This is a genomic window from Mesorhizobium sp. AR02 (assembly GCF_024746835.1).
Classification (GTDB): domain Bacteria; phylum Pseudomonadota; class Alphaproteobacteria; order Rhizobiales; family Rhizobiaceae; genus Mesorhizobium.
The window spans coordinates 6,117,518-6,134,783 of the sequence record NZ_CP080531.1 but is presented as its reverse complement, the minus strand read 5'-3'; the positions used below and the strand labels follow the sequence as shown (position 1 = coordinate 6,134,783).

General features: G+C 58.4%; 15 protein-coding genes and 3 pseudogenes. 12 read left to right on the top strand and 6 right to left on the bottom strand.

Annotated features, from left to right (window positions below; all coding sequences use genetic code 11):
• Positions 1–129: 129 nt before the first annotated feature.
• Entirely contained in the window at positions 130–348 is a 219-nt protein-coding gene (locus DBIPINDM_RS33920; RefSeq protein ID WP_258583300.1) for a hypothetical protein, read from the bottom strand.
• An 84-nt stretch (positions 349–432) separates the two neighbouring features.
• On the opposite strand from DBIPINDM_RS33920, the pseudogene DBIPINDM_RS33915 reads away from it, so the two are divergent.
• Both DBIPINDM_RS33915 and cls read left to right on the top strand, forming a co-directional pair.
• Positions 433–582 (top strand): annotated as a pseudogene (locus DBIPINDM_RS33915) (transposase); the annotation flags it as partial.
• Between the two features lie 700 nt (positions 583–1,282).
• Complete coding sequence (cls, locus tag DBIPINDM_RS33910; RefSeq protein ID WP_318036916.1) at positions 1,283–2,719, top strand: cardiolipin synthase; 1,437 nt, start codon at positions 1,283–1,285, stop codon at positions 2,717–2,719.
• Positions 2,720–3,125: 406 nt separating this feature from the next.
• Here the strand turns inward: cls and DBIPINDM_RS33905 are convergent, their stop codons facing one another.
• Together DBIPINDM_RS33905 and DBIPINDM_RS33900 are read right to left on the bottom strand one after the other, a co-directional pair.
• A complete protein-coding gene (locus DBIPINDM_RS33905) occupies positions 3,126–4,115 on the bottom strand; it encodes a methyltransferase (protein WP_258583299.1) in 990 nt (329 codons plus the stop codon).
• Positions 4,116–4,482: 367 nt separating this feature from the next.
• Positions 4,483–5,619 carry a helix-turn-helix transcriptional regulator gene (locus tag DBIPINDM_RS33900; protein WP_258583298.1) on the bottom strand — a complete coding sequence of 379 codons (1,137 nt, stop codon included), beginning with the start codon at positions 5,617–5,619 and terminating at the stop codon, positions 4,483–4,485.
• A gap of 295 nt (positions 5,620–5,914) precedes the next feature.
• On the opposite strand from DBIPINDM_RS33900, the gene DBIPINDM_RS33895 reads away from it, so the two are divergent.
• From DBIPINDM_RS33895 to DBIPINDM_RS33885, 3 genes are all read left to right on the top strand, one after another.
• A complete protein-coding gene (locus DBIPINDM_RS33895; RefSeq protein ID WP_258583297.1) occupies positions 5,915–7,297 on the top strand; it encodes an FAD-binding oxidoreductase in 1,383 nt (460 codons plus the stop codon).
• Between the two features lie 388 nt (positions 7,298–7,685).
• Positions 7,686–7,880, top strand: a complete 195-nt coding sequence (locus tag DBIPINDM_RS33890) for a hypothetical protein (protein ID WP_258583296.1) — start codon at positions 7,686–7,688, stop codon at positions 7,878–7,880.
• A gap of 180 nt (positions 7,881–8,060) precedes the next feature.
• Positions 8,061–8,861 (top strand): class I SAM-dependent methyltransferase, encoded by an 801-nt coding sequence (locus DBIPINDM_RS33885; RefSeq protein ID WP_258583295.1) that lies wholly within the window; start codon positions 8,061–8,063, stop codon positions 8,859–8,861.
• Positions 8,862–8,914: 53 nt separating this feature from the next.
• Here the strand turns inward: DBIPINDM_RS33885 and DBIPINDM_RS33880 are convergent, their stop codons facing one another.
• Positions 8,915–9,049 carry a hypothetical protein gene (locus DBIPINDM_RS33880; protein ID WP_258583294.1) on the bottom strand — a complete coding sequence of 45 codons (135 nt, stop codon included), beginning with the start codon at positions 9,047–9,049 and terminating at the stop codon, positions 8,915–8,917.
• A gap of 237 nt (positions 9,050–9,286) precedes the next feature.
• Between DBIPINDM_RS33880 and DBIPINDM_RS33875 the strand changes: the two genes are divergently transcribed.
• The 7 genes and pseudogenes from DBIPINDM_RS33875 (at position 9,287) to DBIPINDM_RS33845 (ending at position 15,252) form a co-directional block, all read left to right on the top strand.
• Entirely contained in the window at positions 9,287–10,375 is a 1,089-nt protein-coding gene (locus DBIPINDM_RS33875) for a YncE family protein (protein ID WP_258583293.1), read from the top strand.
• 117 nt (positions 10,376–10,492) lie between these two features.
• Positions 10,493–10,580: pseudogene (locus tag DBIPINDM_RS33870) on the top strand (ATP-binding protein); the annotation flags it as partial.
• Between the two features lie 84 nt (positions 10,581–10,664).
• On the top strand, positions 10,665–11,138 hold the full coding sequence (tnpA, locus tag DBIPINDM_RS33865; RefSeq protein ID WP_258580855.1) for an IS66-like element accessory protein TnpA: 474 nt from the start codon (positions 10,665–10,667) through the stop codon (positions 11,136–11,138).
• Positions 11,119–11,472: an IS66 family insertion sequence element accessory protein TnpB gene (tnpB, locus tag DBIPINDM_RS33860; RefSeq protein WP_014761846.1), complete on the top strand. Its 354-nt coding sequence runs from the start codon at positions 11,119–11,121 to the stop codon at positions 11,470–11,472. Before tnpA ends, tnpB begins: the two co-directional genes overlap by 20 nt.
• A gap of 54 nt (positions 11,473–11,526) precedes the next feature.
• Positions 11,527–13,098: an IS66 family transposase gene (gene tnpC, locus DBIPINDM_RS33855; RefSeq protein WP_258581801.1), complete on the top strand. Its 1,572-nt coding sequence runs from the start codon at positions 11,527–11,529 to the stop codon at positions 13,096–13,098.
• A 776-nt stretch (positions 13,099–13,874) separates the two neighbouring features.
• Positions 13,875–14,830, top strand: a pseudogene (locus tag DBIPINDM_RS33850) (IS481 family transposase).
• A gap of 47 nt (positions 14,831–14,877) precedes the next feature.
• Positions 14,878–15,252, top strand: coding sequence for a MucR family transcriptional regulator (locus tag DBIPINDM_RS33845; RefSeq protein ID WP_318036915.1), 375 nt, complete (start codon positions 14,878–14,880; stop codon positions 15,250–15,252).
• Between the two features lie 599 nt (positions 15,253–15,851).
• Here DBIPINDM_RS33845 and DBIPINDM_RS33840 read toward each other — a convergent pair.
• Both DBIPINDM_RS33840 and DBIPINDM_RS33835 read right to left on the bottom strand, forming a co-directional pair.
• The gene (locus DBIPINDM_RS33840; RefSeq protein ID WP_258583292.1) at positions 15,852–16,070 is read right to left on the bottom strand and encodes a hypothetical protein; all 219 of its coding nucleotides are present in this window, start codon (positions 16,068–16,070) and stop codon (positions 15,852–15,854) included.
• Positions 16,071–16,292: 222 nt separating this feature from the next.
• Positions 16,293–16,661: a YybH family protein gene (locus DBIPINDM_RS33835; RefSeq protein WP_258583291.1), complete on the bottom strand. Its 369-nt coding sequence runs from the start codon at positions 16,659–16,661 to the stop codon at positions 16,293–16,295.
• Between the last annotated feature and the right edge of the window lie 605 nt (positions 16,662–17,266).

Sequence of the window (17,266 nt, the reverse complement as noted above, 5' to 3'; positions counted from 1 at the left end):
TCGCGGCCTGGCTTGCGGTCTGATCTGCCCGCACTGCAAGGCGGCACTAGTCGCAAACCTAAAGGATGACCTGAAGGCGCACTTCGCTCACCGCGGCCCTGCTTGCGGCGGCGGCCCGGAGACCTCGCTTCATCTTCTTTGCAAGGAGATCGTCCAATCCGAGTTGCGGCTCACCATTCCGCGCCAGTTGGCCGCGCATGGCGGATATGAAGTGTCCTGATAGCCGAAGAGCGCGAGATCGTCGTCGATCGTGCGACGCTGGAATTCCGCGACTATGTCGAGGTGATACCGGACCTCCATCTCCAGGTTGGAGATCTGGATCTCTTCGTCGAGATCGCTGTAACCCACCCCTGCGGAGAGGAAAAGATTTGGCCTGCTGCCGGTTTCCTGGACACCGAGTTAAGGTGTTGAAGATGGAACCGGAGCTTTCCCATGGAAAGAAGAGAGTTCAGCCGCGAGTTCAAGCTTGAGGCTGTTAGGCTGGTGAAGGAACGAGATGTTGCGGTCGCGCAGGCGGCTCGGGATCTGGACCTGCACGAGAATGTGCTGCGCAAATGGATACGTGATCTGTCGGCCGCGCCGCGGACCTGGCTGTTCAACGCAAGGATCGAACTCGCAGTGGAGGAAATGCGTTTCCGCGAACGACAGGACGCCGACGCTGCGGCCGAACGACTGACCTCAATCGCGAGGCGCAAGATCAAGGGATATGATCGAGCCCGCCGGAGCGCCGGCGAACAGAAACTCCGTATCAAGGATCTTGCCGCGCTACGCGCCCTCGGCGTGCGCGAGCATCTCGCAATCGAGATCGGAGGAACAGGCTGCTTTACGGTCAGGTCCGAGACCTGGCGGTCGGTCGTCCTTGCGACGATCCTGCGGCCAAGGCTGTACCATCATCGCTTCCTTGCTACGGACCATATTGTGTCCCGCCTTGTCGAGGAGGGGTATGTCCACAGTGACTTTGTGAAGCTGACGAAAGACCTTGCCGATGCGATGCGCCGTCTCGACCCGGAGTTCCAATGATCGTCCCACCACCGAATGCCAAGGCTTTGTTTTGTGCGACGCGCCGTTCCGACCGTTTTGAACAAAATGGTATAGGCCGCACTATTCAGATTGGCTGACCGCGTACGCGCGGAGCCCAACAACTCGCTCGAGCTCTTAAGCTAACCAAAGTGCATAGTGCCAGGGAGGTTACCCCTATTCGCGCAGCACCGGGCGCAGGGGAGGTCCGCCAAGACGAAGAGAGGCGTTCTGCGGGGCGCCTCGGGAAGAGGAAATTAGTATCATGTTGCACTATTCGATTTGGCTATCTATACTAATTCTAATTCAGTTTTCGACAATTGTCGGAATGATTATCAACAATTATACAAATTCAAACGCCCGTCTAGCCTGGATTATTGTAATTTTATTCTTACCGGTATTCGGTGTTATATTGTATTTATTTTTCGGGGAGCCATGGATCGCAAGACGATTTCGACGACAGGCAGATGGAGCGTTCAAGAAACACGAGTGGACCCACGCGATCGCAGCAAATTCCGCTTCTGCGACCGTGGCTGATCGATTTCGATCTGCTTTTGCGACCTGTGAGCACATTAGCGGATGTCCTGTCGTGGGTGGCAATCACGCGACCCTCACTGCGGATTCGAACGGCGCCATCGATGCGATGGTATCCGACTTCGACAAGGCTCAGGAGACAATCCATATCTCCTTCTACATCTGGCTCACCGACAATAGCGGCTTGAAAATCGTTGAAGCGTTGAAACGTGCAGCGTCACGGGGCGTGGTGTGTCGTGTTGTCGTAGATGCTGTCGGCTCACGTGATCTCATTCGTTCCGAATACTGGGCGGCGATGGAAGCGGGCGGAGCGAAGTTATGTGTTTCGCTCAAGTCGTCGGTAGGAATGTCGCTGCAATCGATAAGTCGGCCCGACCTGCGCAACCACCGCAAGATCGTCGTCGTAGACAATCAGATCACATATTGCGGAAGCCAGAATTGCGCAGACCCGGAATTTCGTATCGAGCCGAAGTTTGCGCCTTGGGTCGACATCATGCTTCGATTCGAGGGCCCGGTCGCCCGTCAGAACCAGTTTCTCTTCGCAAGCGATTGGACCATCGAATATGGCGAGGACCTCTCAGCCATATTGGATGCACCACTTCCCCCGGTCAAATCTGACGGTTTTCCGGCAATCGCATTTGGCACTGGTCCCATGTCGCCGAAGGGCTCGATGTCGGATGCCTTCGTGGCGCTTCTTAACAGCGCAGAGCGGGAAGCAGTTATCTCCACCCCTTATTTCGTCCCCGATTTGCCGCTACTCGCCGCCATACTGTCCTGTGGCCGGCGCGGGGTAGACATAACGCTCATCCTGCCCGCACGAAACGACTCTGCGATCGTCGCCGCGATCAGCAGAGCGCACTATGCTGAACTGCTCGCGGCGGGCGTCACCCTGCGCGAGTATCATGGTGGGCTTCTCCACGCGAAGACATTGGTGGTGGACAGAAGCGTTACCCTTGTCGGCTCTGCCAATATGGACTTTAGGAGCCTTTACCTGAATTTCGAGAATAACATTCTTCTCTATTCAGACGACGTCTCGCGCGCGGTTCGCGAAAGACAAGAAAGCTATATTGTAAGCTCAACCCTCGTTTCACTCGAAGAAGTTCAATCGCGATCGAAAGCGCGTGTCGTATTCGACAATTTGCTCACAATCGTGGGGCCAGTCTTCTAACTCCGGTCAACACGTTAGGTGCGCTGAAACTTGTCGAGTTCGGCATTCCCGCTCGTCACCCGTTTCGCGCTGGACTGCTGCTCCAGACGCTACGAGGAGAGCGGCACCGGCCACGATGCCTTGCTGTTCGACAAGCTTGCTCGGCACTTCGCACTCACACGTAGCGGCGACGAAGCAGACTTCGTCGCTCGCAAATGGACTTCTTCAACAGCCTGCTAAAGCCGTGTGATTTACCCATTCCGCCAAACAGCCAAATAGTCCGTTTCCTTTCTACAATCCACATTGGATATGTCCACGACGCCCGACTTTTCACTCCGCAACGCGATTTCCCAGCCCTCACGGAAAAGATGGCCATATCTGCACGGCGACGTTCCGGGATCTGGGCTCATCGCGAGATCGTCTTTGGTTAGGCGGCAGACGTTTCAAGGATGGAAATGGCGCCTCGGGTCTGAATTACTCGTTCAAAATGTAGTCCAGCGGCGTCGAACACGCTTACATATTCGACCTGCGTTCGCTCCCGACCACCAGTGACAGCGAGCATGACTACGTCGATAGCCTTAATTTGGTCCGGTTCGTCACCAGGCGGCACCAGCGTCTCCGCCACAAGCACCTTTCCGTTCGGCAGCATTGCCTTGCGGCAATTTCTCAGGATCACCGCCGCACGCCCATCGTCCCAATCGTGAACGACCTTCTTGACGACGTAAACGTCACCAATGGGAACACTTTCAAAGAAATCGCCTGCGATAAATTCGGTGCGCGGCAGATCACCTCCTGCGCCTTGACGGGCAGCCGCAACGCCCGAAGGCAGATCGAAAAGCACGCCGCTCAAATGGGGGTTGCGGGCCAGTATCGCCGAGAGAAGCTGACCATGCCCACCACCCACGTCGACGATCCGCTTGAATGGCAGGAAGTCATACGCCTCGGCAACGGCTTCGTTGCCACCTTCGCCCAAGGCGACCATGGCGCGCTGAAACAAGGCCGCCTGCTCCGGGTGTTCCGAAAGCCAGTCAAACCTCGGGCTCCCAAACACTTTATCGAATGCTGGCTTTCCAGTGCGGACAGAGTACAGGAGCTGCTCGAACGCAAGATAAGCCTCGCTGTTGATCATCCGCACGAAGTCACGAGGACCCCGCCGATCGGAGCGCAGCACGGCCCCAACATCCGTCAACTCGAAATGGCGAGGTGATACTTCCTGAAAGACACCTTCAGAGGCGAGAAGCCGGACTACGCGATATAGCGCGTCAGCATCGGACTGAGTGGAAGCCGCCAGTTCGTCCACCGACCGATTGCTTAATGCGAGGAGATCGGGAATGCCGAGTTCGATAATTACGCGAAGTGCCTGTGAAATGGCGAATCCAAATCCTAGCCTCATCATCTGTTGCGACGGATTGGGCATGGTTTGTCCCCTTGTGGATGGCAAGAGAGCACCAACAATAGCAAGACACAAGGACGCAAAGGGGCGAAGGCGGTGATGGGTTAAGGGTTTGTCTCGTAAAAAGCGGCGCGCAGTGGCAGTGCCAACGAGCAATCACTACCACAGTTTTTGACAGTTCCTGGCTGCCCTTGTTGAGCTGTTTCTCGACTTCGGAGACACGCCGAGACGGCGTTGAGGAGAGTGCCTTCCTCCTTCCCGGCATCTTCGGAGAGCGGTATCGTGCAACTGCCTGCGACATGCCGCCGACATCGGGTGTTAGCGGCTTCGGTCACAACCCGCAGTGATCTTGACGGTGGGCCAATCGTCGGCGCATCCGACCCGAATTGGGTCAGGGCCTTCCCGAATAGCTCGCTACCAGCTTTACCAGATCCGCCTGTCGCTTCGTCGCTGTCTTCTCGTAGATGCGATGCAGATGGCTCTTGACGGTCTGGTCCGATATGCCGAGCACCGGGGCGACTTCGGGTACACCGCCAATCTGAACGATGGCGAAGAGGACCCGGAGTTCCGCAGGCGTCAGATTGAACTGGCTGGCCACCGCCTCCGGCGGTGAAGGCAAGTCCAAAGCGGCCTTGCGGATGAACATCGCCGCCGTCGCCGAATAGGAAACGCCCGCCTTCCGACGTTTCCCGGAGGTCAACGGCAGCACGTGTGCGACATAGCGCTCACCACTACGCGCTGTCAGCGGCAGCGCGATGCCACTCTTTCCGAGAGCCACATCCCCTGATTGAGCTGCCATGAACACATCGAGCAACTTGCGACTGCCTTCGAGATCAAACGCTGCTATCCGCCCGTTCGTGGCGCGCAGTACGTCAGCTTCGGCGATCAGACGATGCGCGCTGGCATTGGCATGGATGATACGGCCAGTCGACTCCACAATGAACATGCCGGAAGCGAGTTCGTCGAGGCTGTCGGCGAGCGTCGCTGCCTCGACGCGATGGAGATCGATCACCTTGCCGATGAGCATGGAGCGTCGAATGTGTGGCGTAATCAGCTCGAAGCGCCTGCGCATGCGGTCATCCACTTCTCCCTGCGCCGTGTGGCGCATGGCGGTAAACAGTGCACAGCTTGTGGCGCCCTTCTCCAGGTTTGAGAACAGGCCGTCCGTCAGGCTCTGCGGCGCGAGCCACTCGCGAAAGAAACGCGTCCGAACAAATTCCTCGCACGAAATCACGTCGGGAACAGCCACCGGCCGCTCTACGTCGAAAAAAATCACGCTGGGAAAGATCGGATTGATCTTGCCGTACGTTTCCAGATAGGTCTTGAAATAGTGAGGAGCGCTGGACGGGTCACCCCACCAGAACAACGCATCCGTGGCCCTGCTGATCGAGTCTTGCGAATGCAGGCTTCCGGAGGCGGCGCCGATATACCCGCAGACGCTTTTGATGGCGTCCTGCCACAGTGCCGGATCGAGTGACGCGTCGTAAACGTCACCAATAACCTGCGAAAGCTCTTCTGCTTCACGCATGGTGGCAACTCCAATGTTCACCTTACCCTCCTTCCGGAACGATTGCACGCGCGGCTGGGTGCCCAAGGTTCGTCATGGACAATCACAGGCTGCAGGGGCTTAAGCGCACGGCGCGGCAAAGAGCGGCCCGACATCCATCGATCGGGCGATGCGGCGACCTTTGCCGTCAGGCAGTTTGTGCCCCTGGTCAGGCTCACAGCGCCAGTGATGGGCTGTCCTGGTTCCGCGCGACGAGCGGAACGGGAGTATGCGCCCGACACCTCGAATCCAGTCGTCCATAGATCAGGAGGAGACCATGAAAGACGAGTCCAACGCCAAATTGCGAGCCAACCTGCGGGGTACGCTGGTTGAGCGCGGCGATGCCGGCTACGACGACGCGCGCAAGCTCTACAACGGGATGATCGACAAGCGACCGTTGCTGATCGCCCGCTGTGTCGATGTCGCCGACGTGATCGCAGCGGTGAATTTCGGCCGCGACAACAATTTGCTGGTCGCGGTGCGTGGCGGTGGCCACAACGGACCGGGATTAGGGAGCTGCGATGACGGTCTGGTGATCGACCTGTCGGCGATGAACGGCGTGCGCGTCGATCCAGACGTCCGTACGGCGCGGGTCGGCGCGGGCTGCACCCAGGGCGACGTCGACCACGCCACCCACGCCTTTGGATTGGCCGTACCGGCGGGCATCATCTCGACCACCGGCGTCGCCGGACTGACGCTGAGTGGCGGCCACGGCTACCTGACGCGCAAATACGGCCTGACCATCGACAATCTGATCGAGGCCGATGTCGTGCTTGCCGACGGAAGCTTCGTCACCGCCAGCAAGGACCGGAACCCCAACCTGTTCTGGGCGCTTCGCGGCGGTGGCGGCAATTTCGGCGTCGTCACCAGTTTTGTGTTCCAGCTCCATCCGGTCAATATGGTCTTTGCGGGACCGATCGCATGGGATCAGCAGCACGCTCGCACCATCATGCAGCGTTATCGCGAGTTCCTGCCGGGCGCGCCCGAGGAACTCGGGATCTTCCTCGGGCTCAAGACGATCCTTTCGAGCGCGCCGTTCCCGGAAGAGTTTTGGGGAAAGCGGATGTGTCTCCTGATGTGTTGCTACAGCGGTCCGGAGGAAAAGGGCAGAGAGGCGCTGGCCCCGCTAATCGATTCGCTCCCCGCGCCCTGGTTCAACTGGATGGGAACGATGCCCTATCCAGCCGTGCAGTGCATGTTCGATGGGCTCTACCCGAAGGGAATGCAGTGGTATTGGCGGGGCGATTTCGTCAAGACTCTGTCTGACGCGGCGATCGACGCCCATATCGAGCAGGCGGCGAAGGCGCCGAGCGAGCTATCGCTCATGCATCTCTATCCAATCGACGGCGCCGTCCATCGCGTCGGCAAGGGAGACACGGCCTGGAATTGCCGCGATGCCACGTGGTCGATGGTCATTGCGGGGATCGATCCGAACCCGCAGAGAGCGGGACCGGTGACGCGCTGGACCAAGGCCTATTGGGAGGCGGTGCATCCGTTCGACCTGGGCGGCGCTTACCCGAACTTCATGATGGATGACGAAGGGGATGCAAGACTCAAGGCTGCCTATGGCGACAACTACGCCCGCCTCGCTGCGTTGAAGAAGACATACGACCCGACCAACCTCTTCAGGGTGAACCAGAACATCCAGCCGGCCGCCTGAGCCCTTGAGCGGTTCAACGTCGTGGCTCGAAGCGACCGCCGCCCGAAGGTATCCATCTTCGTTACTACGGCGCAGACGTAGCGGTTCGCAAACAACAAGACCGTCGCGGGATTCACTACGGCGTAGCACTTGTGCCGGCCCTGTCCACGTTCGGAAGCCGATCAAGTTCCTTGATTCGGGATTTCGAGAGTCCCGCTTCTGCGATCGCTGCGCTGTGCTGACCTCCCGGACCTGACGAAAAGGGTAAATCGTAGGCCGGCGAAAGCCTCCACTGCCCATTCTTGCCTGACACACAAGGCACGACGGCACCTTACGAATATGAATGCGAGCGGCAATGCGCGGGAAATATCAATGGCCCATCGCTTCGGGGGACAACGGTGTCATCTCAATGAACAGGATCGCTGAAACCTTCTGGATTGCGTCCGCGCTCGTTTTAGGCGTGGCGCTTGCAGTCATCGCGGTGCCGATTGTTGCCATCGTTTGTTTTTTGGCACTCGCGCTTCCTGGTGGCAATGCAGAAGATTCGTCGGCAACGCAATTGCGGCGATCTCGCTTCTCCCTCCACTCGAAATGGCTCGGCTGATCGGTCCCGTGTTCCCCCGACCATCGAAACGTCCTACACGATCGTTGGTCGGTCGTAATGCTGTGAGCGCGTCTGCGGCTGCAACGATCGCTGTCGTCGCGCCATTTCAGCAAGTGCGTTTCGGACGCGCCACACCGAACTGGCGTCCCTGGGTATCGAACGCATAAAAAGCAACGACGAATGTTAGATGAAAAACCGCGGGAATCGCCGGTAAGACCATTGGTTCCGAGGACCGATGGATGCAGCGGGGACGGAGGCCTCACCTTTCAAGGTGCGATTAGCCGCCAAACCCGTCTCGCACCACCGCAAGCGTCGGTCATCGAGACACTCGATAACAAAGGCTCCCTGGGCCTGCATAACTTTATCGCGCAGCAGTTTTCCATGCCGGAGGGCATGTGCGGGCGTTTGACCGGTGCAGTCATGGGCCTGATAAACCACCTGCCTAACAGGCGGGCCATCGAACTCTTGGACATCGCCGAACAGGATGACGTGCTCGAAATAGGATTTGGGCCGGGCTGGGCGCTCAAGAAAATGGCCAAACTTGTGCGGAGCGGCACGGTTACCGGGGTGGATCGGTCGCCGACGATGGTTCGTCAGGCCTACGCTCGAAATCGAGCAGCAATTCACCATAGAAAGCTGAAACTGATCCAGGGCACCTTTGAGCGGCTCCCCCTGGAGAGCGCCTCAGTTGACAAGGTTCTAGCCGTCAACGTGATCTATTTCTGTTCGCCGATCGGAACCGCCCTTGCGGAAGCCCACAGGGTTCTACGCCCGGGCGGAACAATGTCGATCTATGCGACGGACTGCTCCTCTATGAGAACGTTGCAATTCATTGGTCCTGAAACCCGGCAAACATTTGATCGGAAAGGACTGGAGGATTTCTTGAGTAAGAGCGCATTTGCGTCGGATCAGATCGATATTCAACCGGTTTGGTTGCCATTCGGCTTTCGCGGCCTGGTGGCTCGACTGTGCAAGCGGTGAATGCGGATATGCGCGTCGAGGGGGTAGTCGACATTCAGGTGCAAGAGCGGCGATTATTTGCCCACTAGATCAAGGCCTTGCAAGCTCGTCTCATAGCGCAGGGCAATCTCGTCGTCGATGGCGCCTTCCATAACGATCAGAATCCGTGAGAAGCCAAGCGTATCACCAAGCAACGGCAGATCAGCCAACCACGAAGGCCCGTTTGTGTGGAAACCCAGCCAAAAAGGAATCGGGCGGTGCGGATTTCCACACAAACGGGCCTTTTTGGCGATCGTCGCTTCGGCAAAAATACTGCCTTATCAACAACATAGACCAGAGGCCACGACACTACGCTTATTGGCACACAATGTGCTTGGAGATGGAGGCGACGAACAGAGATGAATGCCTGTTGTCGAAAATGACGTTCTCATGGGAGGAGACTCACGATGCTATCCAAGCCAATACGTGCAACGCTGGCGGTCGCCGCTATCGTTTTTAGTGCCACATGTGGCGCACAGGCGCAGGATCCGCAGAAATTCTATCAGTTGCAATCCGTTGTCGAGTTAGGTGGCAGCGGTACATCCTGGGACCACATCGATTTCGATCAAACCAAGAAACTCGTTTATCTCAGTCGCCGGGTCGACTGCCTGACAGTCGTCGACGCTAACAACGGCAAAGTCGTTGCAAATGTCGCCAACGCTAAAGGAACCGGCTCTGTGGCCTTCGCGCCAAAGCTCGACCGCGGTTTCACTGCTAACACGGACGGCTCAACTTCAGTCTTCAAGCTGTCGGATTTTTCACCTGTCGACCGGATCAGCTTCGGCGACAATTTTGACGGCGTGGTCTATGACGAGGGTACAAACATCCTCGCCTATCAGCAGGCCGACAATTCAAGGGAACTGCTGGTCGATGCCGCTACGATGAAACTGGCGACTACCATCGAGGTTGAAGGCGATCAGCTTGAACGCCCTACCCTCGATGGCAAAGGTAACTTGTACTTACCGCTGCGCGATAAGAGCGCTGTTTACAAAATCGATTTGAGGGCCAAGAAAATCGTCGCGCATTGGGACGTTTCAGAAAAATGCACGGAGCCGTCGGGAGCAGACTATGACGCAGCCACCGATCGGCTGTTTCTGGGCTGCCGTGGTAAGCAAACGAACCCGCAGCTCGTGGTTGTCGACGGCGCCAGCGGCAAAACCGTTGCGAGCGCGCCGATTGGACGCGGCGTTGACGACGTGATCTTCGATCCCGCGACAAAGCTCATCTATACAGCCAACGGTCTGGACGCCAATGTCGTCGTCTACAAGCAGGGCGATGGGGACAAATATAGCTTGAGCGAGGCTTTCTCGACCCGTGCAGGTATGCGCGTAATGCGGCTCGATACAGAAACAAAGCTGATCTATGGCATGACGGCTGATTACACTGTCGATCCTTCCAAGAAGAATCTGGCTGCCATTTCGCCCTTCTATCCCAACAAGATATTTCCGGACACGTTCGTGATGTTGACGTACGGGCGCGGTGCACCAGTCAAGTAATTAGGCTTAACACAGGGAGCGGCCGGCCAACGGCCGCTCGCCTATCAGGTCCGCCAGTGACAGAGAGCTGGTCAGGTTGCGGGTGCGGTGACAATCACACAGGATTGAACATACCTTGCCGTCTTCGGCGATGCCAAGATGACGACAGCGCTCCTCGACCGTCTCACATATCATTGCGATCATCGAGACCGGAAACGAGTGCTAACAGTAAGCGCGAATTTCCCCGCACCTTTTGCTGTTGAGTGCTCTGATGCATGAGGTGTCCACCCAAATAGGTGGACACCTTGTGATGGAAGAAGATGATCAGAAATTGCAGGTAAGGCTTGTTGGTCGGAACGGGCGACGCCGATACGACCCTGCATCGAAGGACCGTCTTGTCTCGGCCTGCCTTGAGCCTGGCGTGTCGGTATCGAGGCTTGCGCTCGAACATGGGGTCAATGCGAACCTTCTTCGGAAGTGGATAAAGAAGCGCACTGAGACCCAGTCCCTCCCGCCGTCCTCATCACCGGCGTTCATCCCGGTTCAGATTGAAAGCACTTCCGATCGGGTCTTGCTGCGACAGAGCAGCATGGCTGCGGTGGATTTGCCGGCGACCTGTGATGAAGTGCATGGGTCGGAAGCCAAAAGGGCTGCGCTTTTTTCCTCTCCAGCCAAGGTGAGCGCGTCACTGCCGAACGGCGTGAAGTTGACGCTGGAATGCGGTGATGTGGATGCATTGACGGCGACCATCGGAGCACTGGGTCATGTTCAGACTGGGCGCTGACCTGAAAGTCTACCTGCACCGCGAGCCGATCGACTTCCGGGCCGGCATCAACAGCCTTGCGGTTCTGGTCCAAGAGACGATGGCGCTCGATCCGTTTGCTCCAGCGGTTTTTGCCTTCTGCAATCGCCGTCGCGACCGGATGAAGCTCTTGTTCTTTGACCGGTCCGGCTTCGTGCTGGTCCTGAAGCGGCTGACCGAGGACAAGTTCCGGTGGCCGCGCCGGGAGGCAGCGGTGGTCACGCTTACGACCGAGCAATTGCACTGGATCCTCGACGGCATCGATATCGATGCGATGGTCCGCCATCCGGTGCGGCAATATCAGGTTGCCGGTTGAGGGCTCTCGAATTGAGCGATTGACGCGCCGGCATGCTTTCGATTCAAGAATCTGATGAATCGACCCGGCGAACCGACTGTTGAAGAGTTGATGGCGCGTATTGCTGCGCTTCGGGCGGAGAACCGTCAACTCACCGAACGCGTCGTCAAACTCGAGGAAGAGCTGGCGCTTGCACGACTGCATCGTTTTGCGCCGCGCAGTGAAAAACACATTGACCGCCTCTTCAATGAAGCCGAACAGGCCGCGGATGAGGACGCCGCCGACAACGAAGATGGCGATGTCGTTGTCCTGCCGGACACGGGCTTGCCGGCGAGCGAAGGGGCGACGGGAAAGAAGCGCGGCCGCAAGGCCTTGCCGGAAAACCTGCCGCGCGAGCGTGTCGAGTATGACCTTCCCGACGCCCAGAAGGCTTGTCCTTGCTGCCGTCACCAGATGCATCGCATGGGCGAGACCGTTACCGAGCAACTTCATATCGAGGTGAAGGCGAAGGTCCTGCAGAATGTGCGGTTCAAATATGCTTGCCGTCATTGCGACCGCACCGGGATCAGCACGCCGGTCGTGACCGCGCCGATGCCCACGCAACCTTTGCCGGGCAGCATCGCTACGGCCTCGACGCTGGCCTTCGCGCTCGTTCATAAGTATGTCGACGGCACACCGCTCTACCGCCTGGCGCAGGCATTCGAGCGCGCCGGCGTTCCTGTCAGCCGAGGCGCTCTGGGCCACTGGGTGATCGGCTCGAGCGAAAAGCATCTCTCCCGCATCTATGACGCGCTGAAGCTGCGGCTCAGATCGCAGCCCCTCATCCATGGTGACGAGACCACGGTCCAGGTGCTGAAGGAAATGGACAGAGAGGCCGCCAGCACCTCGTACATGTGGGCATACCGGAGCGGCCAGGACAGTGACGAGCCGATCGTGCTGCTCGAATATCAGCCGGGCCGCGGCCAGATACACCCGCAGGCCTTCCTCGGCGATTACCGCGGCATCGTGATGAGCGACGGCTATTCCGCCTGGCGCACGCTGGAAGGGGCAACGCATCTTGGATGCATGGCCCATTCCAGGCGGCGCTTCGTCGATGCCCTAAAGGCGAGGAAGAAAGGCGGCGGGCCGCCGGAACAGGCACTCCGGTTCTTCGAACAGCTCTACCGAGTTGAAAGGCAGGCGCGGAACGAAATCCCCGATGACGGCGAAACGCGAGATCACTGCATTCGCCGCTTCCGCCAGCAACATAGTGTCCCCATCCTCCATGCTCTCAAGGCATGGCTCGACGACATCGCCCCAAAAGTCTTGCCGGACAGCAAGCTCGGCGACGCCGTCTCCTACACCCTGAACCAATGGGGATATCTGACGCGTTACACCGAGGACGGCAGCATGCCGATCGACAACAATCTTCTGGAGCGCGACATCAGGATTTTTGCAACTGGCAGGAAGAGTTGGTTGTTCAGCGATACTGTCGACGGAGCCAAGGCCAGCGCCATCGTCTACAGCCTGATGTTAACCTGCCGCGCCTGTGGCGTCGAGCCGTTAGCGTGGTTGCGCCACGTCCTCACTGAACTGCCTCAGCGCCCCGAGAACGTGGCTATCGACGATCTCCTGCCCTTCAACTTCCTCAAAGCCGCCGCAGCCTGACCCGACGCGTCCGTCTGAAAGCGATCAGTTGTTGCAAGGGCCGTCAATGTGCGGGGAAATGAGCGCTTACTGCTAACACGCCTACGCAACTCAAGTGGTAGCGGCTTGCCGACCGCGGTTTCCGCCCCGGGACAAGAGCTTTCCGAGGAGGGTTCAGTTCCAGAGCCTGCGCGATCAAGCTTGCTCTATTGCGTGTCCTGATACCCCAATCTCTTTCGCAAGTAGGTACAATTCGGCTGGAGGGGCAAGACAAAAAGTTCGAAAAGCTTTCAAGAACCCCAGCCAAATCGGATGCTGAGTAGGCAACTTCGCTCCACGAGCCTCTTTCGCTCTGCGGTCGCGACTACTTCTGAAATAACATCAAAGGGTTGCCCGAAGACCGTACGAATTTTGCGTCGGCTCAACTCCGGTTCGAGAGACCAAGGTCAGGAGTGCCAGGCAGCAGACTGGTTGTCAAATGCTCGGCTTTGAGATGCAGTCGCAACGCTATTCGAATCTGGAACGCTGGTGGATCCGAACAGTCATATGCCAGGTTGCATCTGCTTGGTATCAATAGGCGTTTCGCCTGGTCGTTGTTTCAGCGGTTAAATCCGGTGCAACTCGGTTGCGTCATTGATCATCAACCAAGGGGATAAATCAGACAAAAGGATCAACCAATACCAACCAAACCGATACCCACGCTGCCGAACTAGCTGTGAGCTTTCGGGAGGTTGTCCATTCGGACCGGACCGAGGAGACTGGAGTTACCAGGCTTCAGCACTCACCGGAGGGTCCGAATGAACATCCACAAGAATGCCCGTCTCACGCCGCTGCGTCGAGAGGAGATGGCGCTGTCGGTGATAGAAGGGGCTTTTCCCAAGCCCATGCGGCGCGCGCCTACGGCGTGTCGGCCAAGATCGTGGCGCGCTGGGTCGAGCGCTATAAGGCCGAAGGGCGAGCCGGCATGATCGACCGTTCCTCGCGGCCCGTCCATATGCCACGGGCCACCGCTGCGTCGATCGCCGAGCGCATCGTGGCGCTGCGGCGGCTACGTTGGACCGGCAAGCACATCGCTCATGAGGTCGGCGTGTCGCCCGCTACCGTCAGTCGGGTTCTCAAGCGTGCCGGACTGTCGCGGTTGAGGGATATCGAACCGGCCGAACCGATCCGGCGCTACGAGCGCGAGCATCCCGGCGAGATGATCCACATCGACATCAAGAAGCTCGGCCGTTTCGAGCGCATCGGTCATCGCATTACCGGCAAACGTACCGGCAATGCCAGCTCGCGCGGCAGCAGTTGGGAGTTCGTCCATGTCTGCATCGACGACGCCTCCCGCATCGCCTTCTCGCAGATCCTGCCAGATGAGAAACAGGAGAGCGCCATCGCGTTCCTCAAGGCGGCGGTGGCCTACTACGCCAGCCTCGGCGTCACGATAGCCCGCGTCATGAGCGACAACGGCTCCTGCTACAGATCGAAGGCCTTCGCCAAGGCCTGCCGCGATCTCGGCCTCAAGCACGTCAGGACAAGGCCCTATACGCCCAAGACCAATGGCAAGGCCGAGCGCTTCATCCAGACGGCACTGCGCGAATGGGCCTATGCCATCGCCTATCCGACTTCAGACCACCGTGCCGCCGAACTGCCTGTCTGGCTGCACCGATACAATTGGCATCGCCCACACGGCAGCCTAAAGTCCAAAACACCTATCAGTCGCCTCGATCTAACAGAGGACAACCTGTTGAGGCTCCGCAACTAGCTGAGTTAACCGCCGACATTGTTTCAGCATATGTCAGCAACAATCCATTGCCGGTGTCTGGCGTGCCGGACGTGATAGCATCGGTTCATGCTTCGCTGTCCGGACTTGGCACGCCGATCGCGCCTGTCGTTGAACCGCAAACTCCCGCGGTCAACCCGAAGAGGTCGGTGACGCCGGACTTCATTATCTGCCTCGAAGACGGCAAGAAGTTCAAATCCCTGAAGCGGTCCCTTAGCACGGACTTCGGCCTGACACCGGACGCCTATCGCGCCAAATGGAACTTGCCGCACGACTACCCTATGACAGCTCCGAATTACGCCGCTCAGCGCTCGCAACTGGCGAAGTCCATCGGGCTTGGCCGCAAGGCTAAACCCGTCGCACCAGCCAGGAAGGCACCTGCGAAGCGGAAAGCCAAAGCGTAAGTCCGCCACCACCTGACGCAACGGAAAGACTCAGCTATGTCTGGAGAGCGGCGGACCTGAAAAGGACCGTCTGGCCGGCGCCATTCGGGCAACCTCCCAGCGAGGGCGCCGGCCTTTTTTGCTAGCGGGCGGCAATAGATGATTACTACTTGAACCGATCGGCAGGGCTAGAAAGCGTTCCGCCTACAAAGCGAGTGCCACCCTTGGACATTTGAGCATCTCTTGACGTTCACTCTCGTGGCAAGCCATTTCCCCAACCCCCAAAACGTAATGCTGGCGTGGCTCGCTGCAAAGCTCGCCCCTAACTGGCAAAGAAATGAACCTGCCAACTCCACCGACGACTTGCGGCGGGAATATCGCACCCGCTCGTTGATCGCAGTGATGGCTGGATTTGTATCTGTAGCGTTTGGCTATTTGGGTGGAGTGATAGGCGCGCCATAGCCTGCATACCGCTTCTTCGGCTTCGCCATATCTCCATGATCCGGGCAACCTTTTGGTTCGTGATACCGTTGTCGCCACTGACGGCAGGCTGCAGGGGTTTTGAGTAGGGTTGGCCGGCTGCCGTCGCCGCCCCCGCTTTTATTGCCCGCCCTTGACCGCTAGCGGTTGTCCATGAGGATGGCCAGATGTCTGGTTGCAGCGCTTTCTAAGATGAGTTCCTCCAGCCCGCTGTCGCTGATCCGTGAACCGTTGATGCGGCGCCGGATTATGCGTAGCGCTTCTGATACTGAAACTGCGGTGGTTTTCGCGTGATCATCGAGATAGCGGCCAACTTCAATCACGGCATCTGCGTCGACATTGGACGGCAATTCTCGCATGGCACCCTCCGTGCGGCATCCGAACCTTGCTGATTGAGACAGAGCCTCACCAGCACGCGGTCGCGCCCGGCCGCCCGCCGGAGTGAATATTAGCGGATGTTAAAATTCAAGCCTTTCCAATCTCACGGCGTTAGCTTTCTGCCTTGTCCTTGGTGGTCAGGACCGTGCGCCAATGCGGTTTCTCGAAGACACTCACGATGTAGGTTGTGGCCGGCTTGTCTGTCACTCTGCAACGTCGCTACTGTTCAGGCTACACATGCGGATCAACCAGCCTCCGCCAGCCTGGTGCTCAAAGACGCTGAGCGAAGTTCCGTTTGCGGTCGCTTCCCCTTCCGAATAGGCTGCGAGTGACCAGGCTAGGTTCCCGGAGCCTCCTGCCTCTATCACGGCAAGTGTCTTGTCGGGGGCGGCGTGCTGGGTCCAGATACCGTGCAGCGCCTCTATTGCCGCGCGGCCGCGTGCTGGGGGCGCATACGGAGAATGCATTTCGGCGTCATCGGTAAATATGGACGCGCAACCGGCAGCATCCCCGGCTCGATATGCAGCGACGTAGATGTCCCAAATCCCCTGCAGTTCATCGCGGATCGACATCATTGCCTCCGTAGGCCTGCTCCTTCGTTCGCATGCTTCGTCTATATTAGCAGAAGCGCATAAGTCATCCAGCCGATGGCGCCGTACTCACAAACAGCCTGTCGGTTAGGCCCGGTTCCTATTCACATCCCAATCTATAGGCGCCGGGCAGCATGGAGGACCCTCATGGAAGCAGTAGGCCTTTACCGGTGCCCAGGAATTCCGCCATTTGCCTGCATCGTAGAGCGGGCCAAGGCCAGTTACATCAGCCAGGACGCCTACAGAGCCGGCGGCCACAAGCCCGACTTCGACACGTTGCCGTGGGAAGCTGAGTATAGGGCCGCAAAACAAAACACCTAGGACGGAAACTCGCCGGGCGAAAGACCCCAACCACCTCGGGCCCGGCGAGCCTACTGCCTGATCAGGTACGCGATCAGGGCCGGGATTAGCCGGCACCCTCTCCGAAGCAAGAGCGATGCCGGCACCCTAGTCCTGAGATGGGACAGGAGGCAAAACGACCCGCCGCTCCATTCACTGCAGCGGCGGCCCGTCCATTGCGAAGCGGCGCTGAAACGCTGATGCCGTGGCTTCCGCGAGCACGCCATAACACTCCCCCAATAGTCAGC